The 17727-nt window shown below is 71.0% G+C and carries 19 protein-coding genes; 4 read left to right on the forward strand and 15 right to left on the reverse strand.

Features of this window, described 5'->3' with window-relative positions; all coding sequences use genetic code 11:
• Positions 1 to 52: 52 nt before the first annotated feature.
• The 3 genes from ACIBEJ_RS41190 to ACIBEJ_RS41200 form a co-directional block, all read right to left on the reverse strand.
• Positions 53 to 247, reverse strand: a complete 195-nt coding sequence (locus tag ACIBEJ_RS41190; RefSeq protein ID WP_221340212.1) for a hypothetical protein — start codon at positions 245 to 247, stop codon at positions 53 to 55.
• A 190-nt stretch (positions 248 to 437) separates the two neighbouring features.
• Positions 438 to 716, reverse strand: a complete 279-nt coding sequence (locus ACIBEJ_RS41195) for an acylphosphatase (RefSeq protein ID WP_397188396.1) — start codon at positions 714 to 716, stop codon at positions 438 to 440.
• Positions 717 to 1634 (reverse strand): LysR substrate-binding domain-containing protein, encoded by a 918-nt coding sequence (locus ACIBEJ_RS41200; RefSeq protein WP_397188397.1) that lies wholly within the window; start codon positions 1632 to 1634, stop codon positions 717 to 719.
• A 78-nt stretch (positions 1635 to 1712) separates the two neighbouring features.
• On the opposite strand from ACIBEJ_RS41200, the gene ACIBEJ_RS41205 reads away from it, so the two are divergent.
• Positions 1713 to 2846, forward strand: coding sequence for an MFS transporter (locus tag ACIBEJ_RS41205; protein ID WP_397188398.1), 1134 nt, complete (start codon positions 1713 to 1715; stop codon positions 2844 to 2846).
• Here ACIBEJ_RS41205 and mutM read toward each other — a convergent pair.
• The 8 genes from mutM to ACIBEJ_RS41245 all read right to left on the reverse strand — a co-directional run bounded on the left by mutM (position 2794) and on the right by ACIBEJ_RS41245 (position 10926).
• Complete coding sequence (gene mutM / locus ACIBEJ_RS41210) at positions 2794 to 3636, reverse strand: bifunctional DNA-formamidopyrimidine glycosylase/DNA-(apurinic or apyrimidinic site) lyase (RefSeq protein ID WP_397188399.1); 843 nt, start codon at positions 3634 to 3636, stop codon at positions 2794 to 2796. The genes ACIBEJ_RS41205 and mutM overlap by 53 nt on opposite strands.
• Positions 3637 to 4356 (reverse strand): ribonuclease III, encoded by a 720-nt coding sequence (rnc, locus tag ACIBEJ_RS41215; RefSeq protein WP_397188649.1) that lies wholly within the window; start codon positions 4354 to 4356, stop codon positions 3637 to 3639.
• 208 nt (positions 4357 to 4564) lie between these two features.
• On the reverse strand, positions 4565 to 4744 hold the full coding sequence (gene rpmF, locus ACIBEJ_RS41220; RefSeq protein WP_184960388.1) for a 50S ribosomal protein L32: 180 nt from the start codon (positions 4742 to 4744) through the stop codon (positions 4565 to 4567).
• A 1-nt stretch (position 4745) separates the two neighbouring features.
• Positions 4746 to 5264 carry a YceD family protein gene (locus tag ACIBEJ_RS41225; RefSeq protein ID WP_397188400.1) on the reverse strand — a complete coding sequence of 173 codons (519 nt, stop codon included), beginning with the start codon at positions 5262 to 5264 and terminating at the stop codon, positions 4746 to 4748.
• Positions 5265 to 5369: 105 nt separating this feature from the next.
• Positions 5370 to 5846 carry a pantetheine-phosphate adenylyltransferase gene (gene coaD / locus ACIBEJ_RS41230; RefSeq protein WP_379612477.1) on the reverse strand — a complete coding sequence of 159 codons (477 nt, stop codon included), beginning with the start codon at positions 5844 to 5846 and terminating at the stop codon, positions 5370 to 5372.
• Between the two features lie 15 nt (positions 5847 to 5861).
• Entirely contained in the window at positions 5862 to 6428 is a 567-nt protein-coding gene (gene rsmD / locus ACIBEJ_RS41235; protein ID WP_397188401.1) for a 16S rRNA (guanine(966)-N(2))-methyltransferase RsmD, read from the reverse strand.
• A 741-nt stretch (positions 6429 to 7169) separates the two neighbouring features.
• A complete protein-coding gene (gene recG / locus ACIBEJ_RS41240) occupies positions 7170 to 9347 on the reverse strand; it encodes an ATP-dependent DNA helicase RecG (protein WP_397188402.1) in 2178 nt (725 codons plus the stop codon).
• Between the two features lie 34 nt (positions 9348 to 9381).
• Positions 9382 to 10926 carry a DAK2 domain-containing protein gene (locus ACIBEJ_RS41245; RefSeq protein ID WP_397188403.1) on the reverse strand — a complete coding sequence of 515 codons (1545 nt, stop codon included), beginning with the start codon at positions 10924 to 10926 and terminating at the stop codon, positions 9382 to 9384.
• Between the two features lie 198 nt (positions 10927 to 11124).
• Here ACIBEJ_RS41245 and rpmB point away from each other — a divergent pair, with 198 nt between their 5' ends.
• Complete coding sequence (gene rpmB, locus ACIBEJ_RS41250; protein WP_049556934.1) at positions 11125 to 11310, forward strand: 50S ribosomal protein L28; 186 nt, start codon at positions 11125 to 11127, stop codon at positions 11308 to 11310.
• Positions 11311 to 11365: 55 nt separating this feature from the next.
• Here the strand turns inward: rpmB and thiD are convergent, their stop codons facing one another.
• From thiD to ACIBEJ_RS41265, 3 genes are all read right to left on the reverse strand, one after another.
• On the reverse strand, positions 11366 to 12175 hold the full coding sequence (gene thiD / locus ACIBEJ_RS41255; protein WP_397188404.1) for a bifunctional hydroxymethylpyrimidine kinase/phosphomethylpyrimidine kinase: 810 nt from the start codon (positions 12173 to 12175) through the stop codon (positions 11366 to 11368).
• Between the two features lie 8 nt (positions 12176 to 12183).
• Positions 12184 to 13164, reverse strand: a complete 981-nt coding sequence (locus ACIBEJ_RS41260) for a cellulose binding domain-containing protein (RefSeq protein ID WP_397188405.1) — start codon at positions 13162 to 13164, stop codon at positions 12184 to 12186.
• Positions 13165 to 14444: 1280 nt separating this feature from the next.
• Entirely contained in the window at positions 14445 to 15695 is a 1251-nt protein-coding gene (locus tag ACIBEJ_RS41265; RefSeq protein WP_397188406.1) for an AIR synthase related protein, read from the reverse strand.
• A gap of 252 nt (positions 15696 to 15947) precedes the next feature.
• Here ACIBEJ_RS41265 and ACIBEJ_RS41270 point away from each other — a divergent pair, with 252 nt between their 5' ends.
• Together ACIBEJ_RS41270 and ACIBEJ_RS41275 are read left to right on the forward strand one after the other, a co-directional pair.
• Positions 15948 to 16181, forward strand: a complete 234-nt coding sequence (locus ACIBEJ_RS41270) for an Lrp/AsnC family transcriptional regulator (protein WP_184960545.1) — start codon at positions 15948 to 15950, stop codon at positions 16179 to 16181.
• A gap of 20 nt (positions 16182 to 16201) precedes the next feature.
• Positions 16202 to 16636: a DUF3515 family protein gene (locus ACIBEJ_RS41275; protein ID WP_397188407.1), complete on the forward strand. Its 435-nt coding sequence runs from the start codon at positions 16202 to 16204 to the stop codon at positions 16634 to 16636.
• On the opposite strand, the gene ACIBEJ_RS41280 is transcribed toward ACIBEJ_RS41275, so the two are convergent.
• Positions 16619 to 17713: a D-alanine--D-alanine ligase family protein gene (locus ACIBEJ_RS41280; protein WP_397188408.1), complete on the reverse strand. Its 1095-nt coding sequence runs from the start codon at positions 17711 to 17713 to the stop codon at positions 16619 to 16621. The two genes, ACIBEJ_RS41275 and ACIBEJ_RS41280, sit on opposite strands and share 18 nt — an antisense overlap.
• Between the last annotated feature and the right edge of the window lie 14 nt (positions 17714 to 17727).

Below are 17727 nucleotides of genomic sequence, written 5' to 3' on the forward strand. Positions count from 1 at the left end.
AATAGCAAGGGACGCCTCTCCGAGACGTCCCTAGATGTAGCGCTCCGATCACTCAGGTGAGTGCCGGCTCGCGCTCCTGCAAACGGCCCCGAGCCTCGTCACGGGTCTGCGCCGCAAGAGCGTCATTCTGGGCCTGGAGCCGGATGAGTTCTGCCTCCAGATCCCGAATACGCTGCTGCAGACGGCGCATCTCCGAGACCATCCGAGGGTCAGGACCGCCGACGTGGCCGAGTAGAGCCTTCGCCATGGTTAAGGGTCCTCCACGCTGAGTGACCAGACTGGTTCGCGCACTTCTATTCCGCGGGAGGGGTGCGCGTGGTACCTAACAAGAGTCGCACCGGCAGTGTGGGCGGTCAAGTCGAACGCACCGCAGAGACGCACCGATGGGCACTCCCGACATACAAATATACCCTATTTGGGGGGTTTAACGAAAGGGTCTACCTCTCTATAAACCCGACCAAACTACCTCGGGGTTCGCTCCACCGTTCCACTACTCCCGTCACCTTGCCCGGCGTGTCGCAACCTCGTAGCAGCTCAAGCAGCTTGACGCAGGCCTCTCGGGACCCCTCCGCCACGACCTCCACGCGGCCGTCGTCCATGTTGCGCGCCCAGCCCGCCAGGCCCAGCTCCAGCGCCCGCGCGCGGGTCCACCAGCGGAAGCCCACGCCCTGGACACGACCCCTTACCCAGGCCGTCAGGCGGGTGTCATCACCCATTCATCCGGTCACTCTCTGTAGGTTTACTGCCACGTCACCGGCATTTCGGTCGGCCGCCACCTCGGCGAAGGCGGTCACCGCCGCCGTCCGCCGCGCCCTCGGCCACACCAGGCCGAGCACCGAGTCCGGCATACCCGTCATCGGGACGAACCGCACGTCGTCGCGCCCCAGGTACGCCGCCGTCGGGGTGCAGAACAGCATGCTCCCCCGGTTCAGCGCGACCTCGGTCAGGCCCTCCTGGCTCGTGGAGACGGCGCCGGCCGCCGGGATGGGCAGGCCGCCGGGCGTGCGCACCGGAGCCGTCAGCTCCCTCCAGTAGCGCGGCGCCGGGCCCTCGACGCCGACCAGCGGCACGCCGGCCAGTTCCTCGGCGTCGATCGACACGCGCCCGGCCAGCGGATGCGTCGGCGCCAGGGCCAGCTTCAAAGGCACCCGGTTCAGGCCCACGCTCGTCTCCAGATCGTGCTCGGCGACCGGGAGCAGGGTGAACGTGAGATCCACCACACCCTCGCGCACCTTGCCGAACGGGTTGGCCAGCGGGACCTCCACCAGCTCGACCGCGCACTCCGGATAACGCTCCTCGAAGGCGCGCACGGCCCTCGTGACGACCTCGCCGGGCGTGCTGAGGAATCCGACGCGGAGCACGCCGTACACGCTCCTGACGGACGATCTGGCGCGGTTCACCGCGCCCCGCAGGCCCTCGTAGGCCGGGCGCAGGTCGGCGAGGAAGCGCTCGCCCAGCGGGGTCAGCCGGACGCTGCGGCTGGTCCGCTCGAACAGCCGGGCCCCGATCGAGTCCTCCAGCGAGCGGATGATCTGGCTGACCCGGCCCGGCGACAGGTACAGCCGCTCGGCGGCCCGCGCGAAGTGGAGCTCCTCGCTCACGACGACGAACGTCTCCACCTGCCTGAACTCCATCGCACTCCTTAGCTCAGCTAAACCAAGGATTCGATCTTCGGCATTGTTCCCGGCCGCGCTCGTTCACAGGCTTGGACCATGACGACGATTGCCCCAACCCGGGCCTACTGGCCCGCCATCACCGCCACCGCGGTCGGCATCTTCACCGTTGTGACCAGCGAGATGATGCCCATCGGGCTGCTGACGCCGATCAGCGGCGAGATGGGAGTCTCCGACGGCGTGGCCGGGCTCACCATGTCGGCGCCCGGTCTGGTCGCCGCGGCGGCCGCGCCCGTGCTGGCCATGACCGTGCGCAGGCTCGACCGGCGCCTCCTGCTGGCCGGGCTGATGGGGCTGCTGGTGGTGTCCAACCTGGTGGCCGCCCTGGCACCCGACTTCACGGTCTTGATGGCGGCCAGGGTGGTGACCGGCGTGAGCATCGGCGGGTACTGGGCCTTCGCCGCGAGCATCGCCGTACGGCTCGTGCCGCCGGGCTCCGTGGGCCGGGCCACCGCCATGATCGCCGGAGGTGTCTCCGTGGCCTCCGTGCTCGGCGTCCCCACGGGCACGCTGATCGCCTCCATGGCCGACTGGCGCTGGGCGTTCGCGGCCATGGCCCTGCTCGCCCTGGTCGTCACCGCCGCGCTCCTGGCCCTGCTGCCGTCGCTGCCCGCCCAGGGCACCGTGAGCCTGGGCGGCGTCTGGCGCGACCCCGGCATGCGGGCCGTGCTGATCGTGATCGGGGTGGTCGTGATCGGCCACTTCGGCGCGTACACCTATGTGCGGCCCTTCCTGGAGCTGAGCGGCGCCGACATCAGCCTCACCCTGCTCGCCTACGGCGTGGCCGGCGTCGTGGGCAACTTCGTGGCCGGCTCCCTCGCCGCCACGCGACCCAAGCAGGTGATCATCACGCTGGCCGTGCTCATCGCCGTGGCCACCGCCGTACTGCCGCTGATGAGCCAGCCGCTGCCCCTGGTCGTGCTGTGGGGCGTGGCCTACGGCGGCGTCTCCGTCACCAGCCAGCTCTGGATGATCAAGGCGGGCGGCGGCGAGTCCGGTATGGCGTGGGTCTCGTCGGTGTTCAACGCCACCATCGCGGCGGGCGCCCTGGTCGGCGGCCGGATCGTGGACGGCGTCTCGCTGCCGGCCGTGCTGTGGTTCGCGGCGGTGATGGCCCTGCTCAGCGCGGCTTTCGCTGGCACGTCGGGCAGGAGTAGGACGAGCGGTTCATGAACGGGTCGCGCCTGATCGGGGTGCCGCACCGCGAGCACGGCAGGTCGCGCCGGCCGTAGGCCTCCAGGGACCGCTCGAAGTAGCCGCTCTCGCCGTTGACGTTGACGTAGAGGCTGTCGAAGGACGTGCCGCCCTGCGCGAGGGCCGAGCTCATGACCGCGCGCACCGCGGCCAGCAGCTCGGCGATCTTGGGCCTGGTGAGGGTCCTGGTCGAGCGGGCCCAGTGGAGCCTGGCCAGCCACAGCGCCTCGTCGGCGTAGATGTTGCCGACGCCGCTGATCAGCGACTGGTCGAGCAGCGCCCGCTTGATCTCGGTGTTCCTCGCCCGCAGCCTGCGGGCGAAGACCTCGTCGGAGAAGGCGTCCTCGAACGGGTCGGGCGCGATGTGCGCGATCGGCTCGGGGACGCCGCCTACCATCGGCGTGACCATGACGTGGCCGAACGTGCGCTGGTCGACGAATCGCAGGTCGGGGCCGCCGTCGGTGAAGCGCAGCCGTACGCGCAGATGCTTCTCCAGCGGCGACTCCGGCCGCGTCACGAGGAGCTGGCCGCTCATCCCCAGATGGGCCATGAGCGCGTCGCCAGGGCCGAGCGGCAGCCACAGGTACTTGCCGCGGCGCTCGGCCGAGACGAACGTGCGGCCCTTCAGCCGCGAGGCGAACTCGTCGGCCCCGGGCAGGTGCCGCCGCACGGCGCGCGGGTGGAACACCTCGGCCTCGGCGATCTCGCGCCCGGTGACCCACTCCGCGAGACCGCGGCGGACGACCTCGACCTCGGGCAGTTCGGGCATCTAACCGGCCGGCTGGCTCTCGCGCTGCTCGCGCCGCGCCCTGATCCTGGTCCAGGCCGCCTCCGCCGCCTGCTGCTCGGCTTCCTTCTTGCTGCGGCCGGTGCCGGAGCCGTAGGACTCGCCGCCCACGCGCACCACCGCGGTGAACGACTTGGCGTGGTCGGGGCCGCTCTCCTCGACGTGGTACTCGGGCACGCCGAGCGCCTCGGAGGCGGTCAGCTCCTGCAGCGAGGTCTTCCAGTCGAGGCCCGCGCCCAGCGAGGCGGAGCGGACGATCAGCGGGTCGAACAGCAGGTGCACGACGCGGAACGCCTCTTCCAGGCCCTTGTCCACGTAGATCGCGCCGATCAGCGCCTCCAGCGTGTCGGCCAGGATGGACGACTTGTCGCGCCCGCCGGTGCCCTCCTCGCCCCTTCCGAGGCGCAGGAAGCGGCCCAGGCCCAGCGACCTGGCCACGTCGGCCAGCGCGCGCATGTTGACCACCGCGGCCCGCAGCTTGGCCAACTGGCCCTCGGGCAGATCGGGGTGGTTGCGGTAGAGCGTGTCGGTGACGACCAGGCCCAGCACCGAGTCGCCCAGGAACTCCAGGCGCTCGTTGGTGGGCAGGCCGCCGTTCTCGTACGCGTAGGAGCGGTGCGTCAGCGCCCGCTCAAGGATGTCGGAAGCGAGTCGCGCGGAAAGGACTCGTTCCAGCTCTTCTCTGGCGACCTCCACGGCCACCGGCTTAGGACCTGCGCCCACGTGTTCCTCCTCGGACACCTTCACATGGCGCGATGGCTGTGGAAGATGCCCGAAAACGTGGTGGGCGTCGGGGAGTGTGTCCCGGCGTCCACCACGGCCGCGGGCGAACCGCCACCGCACGCATCTCAGACGTTAACGCCGACCGGGGCACAATTGCACCCGGTCGGCATCACGTCAACTCTGCGAATCAGGCAGACGGCTCGACGACCTGACGGCGGTTGTACGTGCCGCAGCTCGGGCAGGCGATGTGCGGCTGCTTCGGCGAACGGCACTGCGGGCAGCTCACCAGCGCGACAGCAGTCGTCTTCCACTGGGAGCGACGGGCGCGGGTGTTGCTCCGCGACATCTTTCGCTTCGGGACGGCCACGTCACTTCTCCTGATCGTTATCGTTCTCGGTAACCAGACCTTGCAACGACGCCCAGCGGGCGTCGATCTTCTCGTGCCGGTGGTCAGGGCCGGCGTCGGCCAGCCTGATCCCGCACTCCACGCAGAGCCCCTGGCAGTCGTCACCGCACACGGGGCTCAACGGCAGTGCGAGCACCGCCGCGTCGCGGAACGTCGGCTCGAGGTCGAGCAGCTCGCCGTCGAGCAGCGAGTCCTCCTCCGAGGCGTCCTCGTCGGAGTAGAAGAACAGCTCCTGCAGACCGACCTCGATCTCGGAGGAGATCGGGTCGAGACAGCGGGCGCACTCCCCGGCCAGCGGGGCCCGCGCCGTGCCGCTGACGAGCACGCCTTCCATCACTGCTTCGAACCGGAGATCCAGCTCGACTTCGGCGTCCTTGGGGACACCGATCATGTCGACGCCGAGATCCGCCGGTGCCGGAAGCGAAAGTCGGCGCTCCAGCATCGTGCCCGGCCGCTTGCCCAGGTCGTGGGTGGAGATCACCCATGGGGAGCGGGGGTCGAGGTGCTGAGTCATCCTTGCTCTCGCTAGGCATGGCGAAACGATCGCCGTCGTACAAGGCCGAATAGAAAGAATACCAGGCCCCGGTCAGCCCCTGAGCCGCTCGATGAGCAGCTTGTGCACCAGATCGGGGACCAGGCCGGACACATCGCCGCCGTAGCGGGCGATCTCCTTGACCCGGCTGGACGAGAGGAAAGAGTACTCGGGGTTGGTCGGCATGAACAGCGTCTCCACCCCGGACAGGCGGTAGTTGAGCTGCGCCATCTGCAGTTCGTAGTCGAAGTCGCTGACCACCCGGATGCCCTTGACGATGGCCGGGATGTCGTTCTCCTTGCAGAAGTCGACCAGCAGGCCGTGGAACTTCCGCACCTTGACGTTGGGATACTCCTTGGTCACGGTCTGCAGAACGTCGATCCGCTCGTCGACCGTGAACAGGCTGCTCTTCTCGATGTTGATGAGCACCGCGACGGTCACCTCGTCGTAGAGCCGGGCGGACCGGCCGATGATGTCGAGATGACCGTTGGTGATGGGGTCGAACGACCCCGGGCAGACAACGCGCCGCAAGATGCCCTCCCAGGCTTACGGGTCCCTGGAGGCGCGACCGTACCAAACGGACGCTTCGCCATATCGACGGACCCTCTCCTCAACGTAGCCTTCCGGCCATACCAGGGCATTTCCCCTGCTCTCGCGTTCAACCGCGATCAGGGCGTCCTCCGCCAGCCAGCCGTTGTCCCTCAGCCGGGCCAGCACGTCCTGGACCTCGTCGTCGCCGACCGCGTAGGGCGGGTCGGCGAACACCACGTCGTACGGCTCCTCCGCCGGTTTGGCCAGCACCCGCTCCACCCGGTCCTGCACCACCCGGGCGCCGTCCAGGCCGAGCGCCTGGACGTTCGCCCTGATCGTCCTGACCGCCCTGGCGTCCGCCTCCACCAGCAGCGCGTGGGCCGCGCCGCGCGACAGCGCCTCCAGCCCGACCGCCCCCGAACCCGCGAACAGATCCATCGCCCGCGCCCCGTCCAGCTCGTGAAGTGAACCGAGGGTAGAGAAGATCCCTTCCCTTGCCCTGTCGCTGGTAGGTCGCGTCCCGCGCCCCGGCGGAACCGCCAGCCGCCGCCCACCCGCGCTCCCCGCGATGATCCGAGTCATGAGGGCCATTGTTCCCCATGTCATCGCAGGTCAAGAGTGGACAAGTGTCGGCCTCGTCTGCGCAAGGGTCGTTCCCTTGGGGCGGGCGGGCCCGCATGATGATGACTGCGGCCTTCGAGGTGACCCAAATGGAGGCCGACCGGCGTGATCGTGAGCCCTTCCGCACGCCGGATCCCTCGGCACCTGACCCGAGGGTGGGCCCAGCCGGGGACGGCATTCGGGGGGAGGCCGTCCCCGCCGCTGGGCCTGATCGTTTCTTCTGTCAGGATCTCTTCTTTCAGGCCGCCGACGTGCGGCCTCTTTTCATGCGCCCACCTTGTGTGCGTCCTCTCTCCGTGCGGATCCCTTTCCGTTACGGCAAGCCAAGCCCCCACCACCCGCCGTCGCGGGTTTCCGCCGATCGTGGGGATCGCTTCTCACGTCGGACGTGGCACTCGCCGCAACGGCCCACCTTGACCAGCCACCGTGCCCCACCCTGGCCACCTGCCAAGGCGCCGAGCCCCGCCGCACACCACCCCACCGCGCGGCGCCCCCACAACCCTCGGGGGCGGCCCGCCAACCGCTACCACCACCCCTGAGGGCGCCGAGGCGCCATGCCAACCCCTGGGGCACCGCCATACGACGCTCACCCCTCACGTCGGGCTCCGCCGCCTCGGTCTTGGCCCGGACCAGGCACGCGGCCTCAGGCGGGCTCCGCGCGGTCTCCTACGTGTTGGGTGGTTCTGGCCGGGGGTGTGGGTGTTAGGTCTTTTCCAGGTAGGTGGCTTTTTCGTCGGCCAGGAGGCGGGCTATCTCGGCGCGTAGGCCGTCGTGGGTGGTCAGGGTCGGGTCCTTTTCCAGGAAGGCGGCTGCCTCTGCTCTGGCGGTTTCTATGACGTCCTCGTCCCTGAGCAACTGGAGCATCTTCAGCGACGAGCGTTTGCCGGACTGGGCGGCGCCCAGCACGTCGCCCTCTCGGCGTTGTTCCAGGTCCACCCTCGACAGTTCGAAGCCGTCCAGGGTGGAGGCGACCGCGTCCAGGCGGGCCCTGGCCGGGGTGCCCTCGGGGAATTCCGAGATCAAGAGGCACAGGCCAGGGAGGCCACCTCTGCCCACCCGGCCGCGTAGCTGGTGGAGCTGGGAGACGCCGAAGCGGTCGGCGTCCATGATGATCATGACGGAGGAGTTGGGCACGTCCACGCCGACCTCGATGACCGTGGTGGCCACCAGGACGTCCACCTCGCCCCGGGTGAAGGCGCGCATCACCGCGTCCTTCTCCTCCGGCGGCAGCTTGCCGTGCAGCACCTCCAGGCGCAGGCCGTGCAGCGGCCCCTCGGACAGCATCTCGGCCACCTCCAGGACCGCCAGCGGCGGGCGGCGCTCGTCGTCCGAGGTGACCGCGTCCAGGTCGCCCTCGTCGCCTTCCAGGTCGCCGATGCGCGGGCACACGATGTACGCCTGGCGGCCCAGGCCGACCTCCTCCCGCACGCGTTCCCACGTGCGTTCCAGGAAGTGGGGCTTCTCGGCCGCCGGAACCACGTGGGTGGTGATCGGGGCGCGGCCCGAGGGGAGCTGCGAGAGCGTCGAGACCTCCAGGTCGCCGAAGACGGTCATGGCGACCGTGCGCGGGATCGGGGTGGCGGTCATCACGAGGACGTGGGGGCGGCCGCCTCCCGCCTTCTCGCGCAGGGCGTCGCGCTGCTCCACGCCGAAGCGGTGCTGCTCGTCGACGACGACCAGGCCCAGGTCGGCGAACTGCACGTGCTCCTGGAGCAGGGCGTGCGTGCCGACGACGATGCCGGCCGTACCGGAGGCCGCGTCGAGCAGGGCCGCGCGGCGGGCGGCGGCGCCCATCGAGCCGGTGAGCAGGCTCACCGCGGTGCCGCCGAACATGCCGCCCGCGGCGAGGTCGCCGAGCATCGCGGTGATCGAGCGGTGGTGCTGCTGGGCCAGGACCTCGGTGGGCGCCAGCAGTACGGCCTGCCCGCCCGCGTCGACCACCTGCAGCATCGCGCGCAGGGCCACCACCGTCTTGCCCGCGCCGACCTCACCCTGGAGCAGGCGGTGCATCGGGTGGGGCAGGGCGAGGTCGGCGGCGATCTCCTCGCCCACGGCGGCCTGTCCTTCGGTCAGCGCGAACGGCAGGCGGCCGTCGAAGTCGTCGAGCATGCCGCCCGAGCTGCGCGGACGCGGCTTGGCCGGCCACGCGGTCGCGGCCTGCCTGCGCTGCAGCAGCACGGCCTGGAGCACGAACGCCTCGTCGAACTTGAGCCGCTCGCGCGCCCTGTGTATCTCGCCGAAGTCCTTGGGACGGTGGATGGCGACCAGCGCCTCGCCGAGGTCGGCCAGGCGGTGGCGGGCGCGCAGGTCTGCGGGCAGCGGGTCGTCGAGCGGGCCGAGCGTGTCGAGGACCATGCCGATCGCGCGCCTGATCGCCCACGGGGTGAGGTCCTTGCCCGCCGGGTAGATCGGCACCGGCGCGGTCGAGAACTCCTCGGCGCTGGTCTCGCTCTCGTCGAACAGCTCGAACTCGGGGTGGGTCAGTTGCCAGCGCGGGGTGGCGCGGGAGCCGAACGCCCCGACCTTCCCGGCGAACATGCCGCGCCTGCCCGGTTTCAGGCGGGACTCGGCCACGTGGGAGCCCTTGCCGAAGAACGACAGGTAGATCTTCTTGCCGGTGCCGTCGACGACCTCGACCTCCAGCCAGGTGCCGCCGCGGTTGCGCATGGGTTTGCGCATGGCGCGGGTGACCTCGCCGACCACGGTGACGTGCTCGTCGACCTCCAGCATGTCGAGCGAGGTCAGCTCGCCGCGCTCGGCGTAGCGGCGCGGGTAGTGGCGCAGCAGGTCGCCGACCGTCTCCAGGCCGAGCACGCTGTGCAGGAGCTTGGCGGTCTTCGGGTCGAGCGCCTTCGATAGCGGCTCGTCGAATCGACTCACGGTCCTATGTTCTACCGCTTGTGACCGACAGGAATCATTCCACGCCGATGAGCAGCGGGTAGCCGCCCTGGCCGCCCTCGTAGACGACCAGGTCGGCGTCCGGGCGGGTTCTGGACAGGTGGTGCTCCACGTGCGGCGCGAGCCGTACCGGAGCGTCCTTGCCCGTGACGAGGGTGACGAGCTCGCCGCCGCCCGCCAGCATCCGGTCCACGACGAGCGTGGCGACCTCGTCGAGCGTGGCGCCGATGTGCACGACGTCGCCGTCGATCAGGCCGAGCACGTCGCCGGGACGGCACAGGCCCGCGCTGGTCACGGCCTCGCGGTCGGCGACGGTGATGTGGCCGTGGCGGGTGTGGCCGGCGGCGTCGGTCATCGCGACCACGTCGTCGTCGAAACGGCGCAGCGGGTCGTGGACGGCCAGCGCCGCCAGCCCCTGCACGGTCGCCTTGGTGGGCAGCACGCTGACCGTGACGCCGTCCTCGCGGGCGATCTCCGCCGCGGCGGCGGCCACGTCGCCCACGCCGCCGTCGTTGGGCAGCACCGTGACCTCGCCGCCCGCCTCGCGGATCGCGGCCAGCATCTCGGGGAGGGCGGGGCTGGTGCCGGGCTCGCGGCGTACCACGACGGCGCCGCACTCCTCGAACAGCGCCGCGATCCCTTCGCCCGCCGCGACCGCGACCACGCCCCTGCCGGTGCCGCCCCGGTGTGTGCGCTCGGCCAGGTACGTCACCCTGATCCGGTGCGGCCGCCCCGCCTTCAGCGCCGCCTCGATCGCCGGGCCGGCCTCCTCGACGTGCACGTGGACGTTCCACAGCCCGTCGCCGCCGACCACGACCAGCGAGTCGCCCATCGCGTCGAGCTCGGCGCGCAGCCCCGCCACCGCCGCGTCCTCGGCGTCCAGCAGGTACATCACCTCGTAGCCCGCCCCCACCTCGGCCATCGGCGTCACGCGCCCGGTCGGCGCGGGCACCTCGAAACGCCACGTGGAGGAGCCGGTGACCACCGCCTCCAGCGACTCCAGGATGATCGCCAGCCCGGCCCCGCCCGCGTCCACGACGCCGCTGCGCGCCAGCACGTCGAGCTGCTCCGGGGTGCGCCTGAGCGCCGCCCGCGCCTGCCCCGCCGCCCGCCTGGCGACCTCTTCGAGGTCCCCGTCCAGATCGTGTACGGCTGCCGCCACCGCCGTGAGCACGCTGAGCACGGTCCCCTCGACGGGCCTGGCCACGGCCTGCCTGGCCAGCTCGGCCGCCCTGACCAGCGCCGCCCGCAGGTCGGAGCCGCCCTTCAGCACCTCGGCCAGCCCGCGCAGCGCCTGGCTGACGATGACGCCGGAGTTGCCGCGGGCGCCGACCAGCGCGCCGTAGGAGAGGGTCTGCCAGACCACGGCCGCGTCCACGTCGTCGGGCAGCGACTCGACCGCCTCGGCCGCCGACAGCATGGTCAGGTACAGGTTGGTGCCCGTGTCGCCGTCCGCGACGGGGAAGACGTTGAGCGCGTCGATGTCCGCTCTGGCCCGGCCCAGCGAGTCCGCCGCCAGCCGTGACCACCGCCGCACCGCGGGTGGCTCCAAGACCTGCATGTGGGCGATCCGACCTCCCTGAATGCGCTACCGTTAATGGAGGAGAATATCCCCGTTCGCCGGGGCGTCCAGTGCTGAGTTCGCGCCCACTGGTGCGGATCAGATATTCTCGTCTGGCTAGCCGGTTGTCCCGGCATGCCCTCCGCCCGGAATGCATCAGCGGACAGGGCTACATCGACTGTTTTAAGGAGCGATACCGTGGCTTCCGTCTGCGATGTCTGCCGCAAGGGGCCGACCTTCGGCAACAACGTGTCCCACTCGCACCGCCGTACCCGTCGTCGTTGGAACCCCAACATCCAGACGGTTCGCGCGGTCATCGGCGGCACGCCGAAGAAGCTGAACGTGTGCACCTCGTGCATCAAGGCGGGCAAGGTCACCCGCTAAAAGCGACTTTCCCCAGAGCCCGGCGCACCTCGAGAGCGCCGGGCTCTGTGGTGTTCTAGCGTGCGCGCCACTCCCACGCGTGGTCGACCGGGCCGATGCCGTCGCCGAGCGGGAAGCCGCGCGCGATCGCGCCGGTGACGTACTCCTTCGCCTTGGCCACCGCGTCCGGCACCTCCGCGCCCCTGGCCAGGTGGGAGGCGATGGCGGAGGCCAGCGTGCAGCCGGTGCCGTGGGTGTGGCGGTTGTCGTGGCGCTGGGCGCGGAAGCGGTACTCCGCGGTGCCGTCGGTCAGCAGGTCGACCGGCTCGCCCGGCAGGTGGCCGCCCTTGATGAGCGCCCAGGCGGGCCCCAGCTCGAGTACGGCGTCGGCCGCGCGGCGCAGCCCGTTCTCGTCCTCGACCTTCACCGACGTGAGCTGCTCGACCTCCCAGAGGTTGGGCGTGACGACGGTGGCCACCGGCAGCAGCCGCGACCTGAGCGACTCCACGGCCTCGGGCACGAGCAGGGTGTCGCCGTGCTTGGAGACGCCGACCGGATCCACCACCACGGGCGCGTCGTAGGCGCCGAGCACCTCGGCGACGATCTCGACCAGCGCCGGTGAGGCCAGCATGCCGGTCTTGACGGCCTGTGCCCCGATGTCGCCCAGCACGGAGTCGAGCTGCGCCCGCACGGCCTCCGGCGGCAGTTCCCAGTAGCCCTGGACGCCCAGGGAGTTCTGCGCGGTGACCGCGGCGATGACGCTCATGCCGTGCACGCCCTGGGCGAGCATGGTCTTCAGATCGGCCTGGATGCCCGCACCGCCGCCGGAGTCGGATCCGGCGACGGTCAGGACGCGTGGAGGGGTCACAACCGTCATGTCCCCCATCAAATCATTCAGCTGAGCGAGCACTCACCGCCGACCAGCCCGCAGCTCTCCGGCGCCTGCCCCTTGCCGGTCGCGGTGAACGTCACGCTCACCGTCGCCCCGGTCGCCAGCGACTGGGAGACGTCGATGATCAGCAACTGGCCGTCCTGGGTCCAGCCGGCGCCGTCCACGTCCGTGACCCGGCCGGAGACCGGCAACGACAGCGTGAGGCTGCCCATGGTCTCGGGAGAGGAGTTGACCACCTCGACGTTCGCCTTGTAGCCGGTGAAGCCCTGTTTCGTGACGTCGAACTTCACGTTCACCGAACCGCCGGCGCCCGGGGCCTGCCGTACACCGGAGGACTGGGTGTTCTGCGGGTTCGGCACCCCGGCGTCGGTCGGGAAGGTGCCGGAGCTCGGCTCCGCCGTACTGGTCGGCTCCTCCGTCGGCTCCTCGGTCACCGTGGACTGGGGCGTGGGCTCCTCTTCCTCGGTGGGCTGCGTGGTCGGCCGCTGCTTGGTCCTGGTCGGGCTGGGCTTGGGAGTCGGCGTACGGCGGGGCGCCCGCGCGCTGTAGGTCGGCGTCGGCCGCTTCGACTCCGAAGGCGTCGCCTCCTCCGGCTCTTCCTCCACCGCCTCCTCGTCCGGTTCCCCCTCGCCGGGACCCGGATCGCTGACGGACGGAGCGGGCTGGCCGTTGTTCCCCGACTGCTGGACGGCCGCACAACTGCCCTGCTTGCACTCGGCGGAGGCGCCCATCATCTTGACGCCGGCCACCGTACCGCCGAGAACCACGGCCACGGCCGCCACCGACAACAACGCCACCCGGGCCCTGCCACCGGTCTGCGCGCCGGCCAGTTCGTCGCCTCGGGGCGCGGATTTTCGGCGGCCGCGCTTGCTCTTGCCCTGGGGTTCGTCCGCGCCTTCCGCCGACCAGCCGGAGGCCAGGAAGCCGTCGTTGCTCTCGGCCCAGGCGGGCATCGGGGAGACGACGGTGGGCGAACCGGCCACCTTGATATCACCGGGTTCGGGCGGCAGGCCCGCGTCCCAGGGGTGGGCGGCGGTGTGCTGAGCGGTCGCCTCACCATCCTGCCCTTGGGCCGCGAACGGATCCGAAGCCGCCCCCCGCCCTTGGGCCCCAAACTGATCCGACCCCGCACTCGGCCCTTGAGCCGCGAACGGATCGGAGGGCGCTCCGCGTCCTTGTGCCGCGAACGGATCCGACCCCGTGCCAGGCCCTTGAGCCGCGAACGGATCGGACCCCGCGCCAGGCCCCTGGGCCGCGAACGGGTCGGAGGGCGCTCGGCCTCCGTGGTCCGCGAACGGGTCGGCTGGGAAGGCGGCCGTCGCGCCGTCGGCCCCGAAACGCTGGGTCTCGTCGTTGGGCCGCTCAAAGGCCCCACCTACCGACCGATCGAAAGGTCCGCTGTTCCCTGGGCCGGGGTTGGACGGCTGGGGTGGCGGCGCGAAGGCCCCGGTGGTCTCGAACGGCTCGGGGGTACGCCCCGCCGGGCCGGGCGCCGCGCCCTTGAAGCCGTCGAAGGTGTCGGGACGAGTGAAGGCCCCGGTCGTCTCGAACGGATCCGCCCCAGACGCCCCAATCACCGGCCCAGCCGTGGGGCCCGTGTGAGGAGGCCCGTCGACCGATCCGGGGCGCCCCTGCCTGGGGTCGCCCATGCCCACGTGGCCCGGGATGGGGCCTGTGCCCGGGTGTCCCGTCATGGGGCCCGCGTGAGGGGGTCCGTCAACCGGCCGAGGGTGCCCCTGCCTGGGGTCGCCCATGCTCGCGTGCCCTGCCATGGGCCCAGCGCCCGCGTGTCCAGCGGCGGGGCCTGTGCCCGGGTGTCCCGTGATGGGGCCCGTGTTAGGGGGGCTGTCGGCCGGTCCAGGGTGGCCCTGGGTGGGGTGGCCGGGGTGGGGTGGTGGGGTGCCGGGGGTGGGGTGGGGGGACCATTGGCCGGTCACCTCGAGCTGGTCCGGAGGCGCGGGCCAGCCCGGCTCCTGGTCGTCGACGGCGAAGAAGGAACTGGTGGCCGAAGGATCCGGGGCTGCTGACCAGGCGGCGGCTGGATCGGTGGTGGACCTGAAGTCCTCCTCCTGTGAGTCGTCCGGCCTGCTCATCCCCCAATCACTGCCGTCATCGGATCCACCTGTGCCGTGGCGGCCCATGGCTGCCCTTTCTGCCGGTTACAGTGGCCGCCAATCTTCATAACACCTTTACTACGCCTTTGTCACAGCTTTCACGGGAGTCACCACTCATCCCCTGAAAATTTTACGTAAATCGGGACAAGTCATCCCTTGAAGTGGTCCCAACCCCGTGGTCCATCGTCACGCCCTGTAACCGTGACGCCCTCGCCCGTCTCGATCCGGCCCACGATCCGCCAGTCGGGCGGCAGCCGTACCTCTGGGGGGAACACGGCCACCAGCGCGTGGTCCTCACCCCCCGCCAGCACCCAGTCGAGCGGGTCGGCCCCGAGCTCCTTGGCGGCGGCAAGCACCGGCTCGTCCACCGCGAACGCCGCCGGATCCAGCACGATCCGCACCCCGCTCGCCTTCGCGATGTGCCCGAGGTCCTGGAGGAGTCCGTCGCTGACGTCCATCATCGCGCTCGCCCCGAGCCGCGCCGCCTCAGGCCCGCTCTGGTACGGCGGGCGGGGCCGCCGATGCCCCTCCACCGCCTCCAGCAACAACCCAGCCCACCCAGACCCGGTCTCACGCCCCCCAGAGCCACCCGTGGAAGGGGGACCCACGGAAGCTGAGGGCGTGGCAGCGGGGCCAGCCGGGTCTATGGGCACGGGGGCCGTGGAGGTGGCGCTCTGGGACGGGGAGTCCGGGCCGGAGTCTGTGGGTGTGGAGCCGGGCGGCGTGGGGCTGGCGGCTGGGCCAGGGGTTCCAGGGGCGGGAAGGGGGTCGGGAGCGGCTGAGGCGGGGCGGGACAGGTCGGTGGGGTGGTCGGAGGCGGTGTGAGGGTGCTCCGGGGCCGTGGCGGCCGGGGGTGTGGTGGACGGGGGTGTGGTGGACGGGGGTGTGGTGGACGGGGGTGTGGTGGACGGGGATGTGGGGGCGGATTGGAGGAGGGCCAGGCCGGCGGCGGCGTGGCCCAGGCGGCCGGCCACCGCCACCACGTGACCCGGGCGGGCGCCCGAGCGGGTGACGGGGGCCTGGCCGGAGAGGTTGCCCAGGGCGGTCACGCCCAGGACGAGGGACTCGGAGCGGGCCAGGTCGCCGCCCACCACGGACGCGCCCACCAGCGCGCACTCGTCGCGGATGCCCAGCGTGAGCTGGTCGAGCCAGGACATGGGCAGGTCGGCGGGCATGCCGAGGGCGACGACGAGGGAGGTGGGGGTGGCGCCCATGGCGGCGATGTCGGCGAGGTTCTGGGCGGCGGCCTTGCGGCCCACGTCGTAGCCGGAGGACCAGTCGCGGCGGAAGTGGCGTCCCTCGACCAGGAGGTCGGTGGACACGACGACCCGGCCGTCGGGCGCGGTGACGACGGCCGCGTCGTCTCCGGGGCCGAGCAGTACGCCGGGCCCCTGAGGCAACTGTCCGGAGATTCGGGATATAACCCTAAACTCACCGAAATTTCCGACTCTAATGGTGCACCTCCTGTGCAAACACGGTATGTGGAGGCCTGCTCCACCTGCCCGCCAGGGTGCCTACGTATGCTGAAACACACGCAGGACACGCCGGGTCACGCAGGTGCGAACCCGGGCGACCGGCCACACTCCCGCACACCGGCCGGGAAAGGGTACGGTGGCCCTTCGGCGCTGATCCAATTCGCCCGGGAGGACGTCATGGTGCAGGCCTACATCCTTATTCAGACCGAAGTGGGCAAGGCCGCGACCGTGGCCCGCGAGATCGCCGGCATCCCCGGTGTCACGCAGGCCGAGGACGTGACCGGCCCATACGACGTGATCGTGCGTGCGGAAGCCCGCAACGTCGATGAGCTCGGCAAGCTGGTCGTGGCCCAGATTCAGGCGGTGGAGGGCATCACGCGTACGCTGACGTGCCCGATCGTCCACATCTAGATACAGAAGGCTTTCCCGTCATGCGCGCCGCCGCCGTCCTCCTCGTCCTGCTCCTCATCGCCGGATGCGGCGGCGCCGTACAGGTGGAACCGCCCGCGCCACAGGGTGCGGCGGCCACGGCGTGCGCGGAGCTCGGCCCGCTGCTGCCCCAGACCCTGGACGGCGCGCAGCGCACGGCCTCCACGCCCGAGTCGCCCTACGTGGCGGTGTGGGGCGAGGGCGAGATCGCGGTGCGCTGCGGCGTCGGACGGCCGGCCAGGATGGCGCCGACCGACCAGTTGCAGGAGATCGACGGGGTCGGCTGGTTCGCCGACCCGGACCGCAGCACGTTGTTCACCGCGATCACCGACGTGGCCTACGTCGAGGCCACGATCGCGGCGGGGCACGTCGCCGCGGAGGTCCTCGCGGAGCTCTCCGGGGCGATCGGCAAGGTCACCTCAGCGAAGACCGGGTGAACGGCTCAGCGCCAGCTGCACCAGCCGGTCCACGAGCGCCGGGTAGTCGAGCCCGGAGGCGGCCCAGAGCTGCGGCGCCACCGACAGCGAGGTGAAGCCCGGCATCGTGTTGATCTCGTTGAAGATCAGCTTGCCCTCGGCCGTGTAGAAGAAGTCGACCCGCGCCAGGCCCTCGCACTCCAGCGTCTCGAACGCGCGCACGGCCATGGCGCGCAGTTCCTCGGCCACCTCGGCGGGGATGTCGGCGGGCACGGTCAGCGACATCTGGTCGGGGTAGTACTTGGCCTCGAAGTCGAAGAACTCCTGGCCGCCCTCGACCTGCACCTCCCCCGGCCGTGAGGCGGCGGGAGGGTCGTCGCCCAGCGACTCCAGCACCGCGCACTCGATCTCGCGCCCGACGATCGCGGCCTCGATGAGCACCTTGGGGTCGTGCGCGCGGGCGGCCTCGACGGCCGCCTCCAGCGAGGCGCGGTCCTCGGCCTTGGAGATGCCCTGGGAGGAGCCGGCCCTGGCGGGCTTGACGAACACCGGCCAGCCGAGTTCCTCGGCCTCCTTGAGCACCCGGTCGCGGTCGAGGCGCCAGTCGCGCTCGCGCACGACCACGTAGCGGCCGACGGGCAGCCCCGCGGCGGCCATGACCGTCTTCATGTACGCCTTGTCCATGCCGACCGCGCTGGCCAGCACCCCGGACCCCACGTACCGCACCCCGGCCATCTCCAGCAGGCCCTGGATCGTGCCGTCCTCGGCGAACGGGCCGTGCATGACGGGGAAGACCACGTCCACCGCGCCCAGCTCCACCGGAATGCTGCCGGGGTCGTAGGCCACCAGCGAACCGCCGTCGGCCGGCAGGGCCAGCGCCGCTCCCGAGGTGTCGACCACGGGCAGCTCGCCCTCCTCGATGGCGAAGCGCTGGCTGCCGGCGGCGAGCACCCACCTGCCGTCCTGGGCGATCCCGATCGGGATCACTTCGTACTTGGTCCTGTCGATCGCGTCCAGAACACTGCCCGCCCCCATCAGGGAGACGGCGTGCTCGGAATTGCGACCTCCGAATACGACGGCGACGCGTGGCTTGCTCATGGTGTCCGAATCTA

The sequence above is a fragment of the Nonomuraea sp. NPDC050790 genome, assembly GCF_044456745.1.
Taxonomy (GTDB): Bacteria; Actinomycetota; Actinomycetes; order Streptosporangiales; family Streptosporangiaceae; genus Nonomuraea.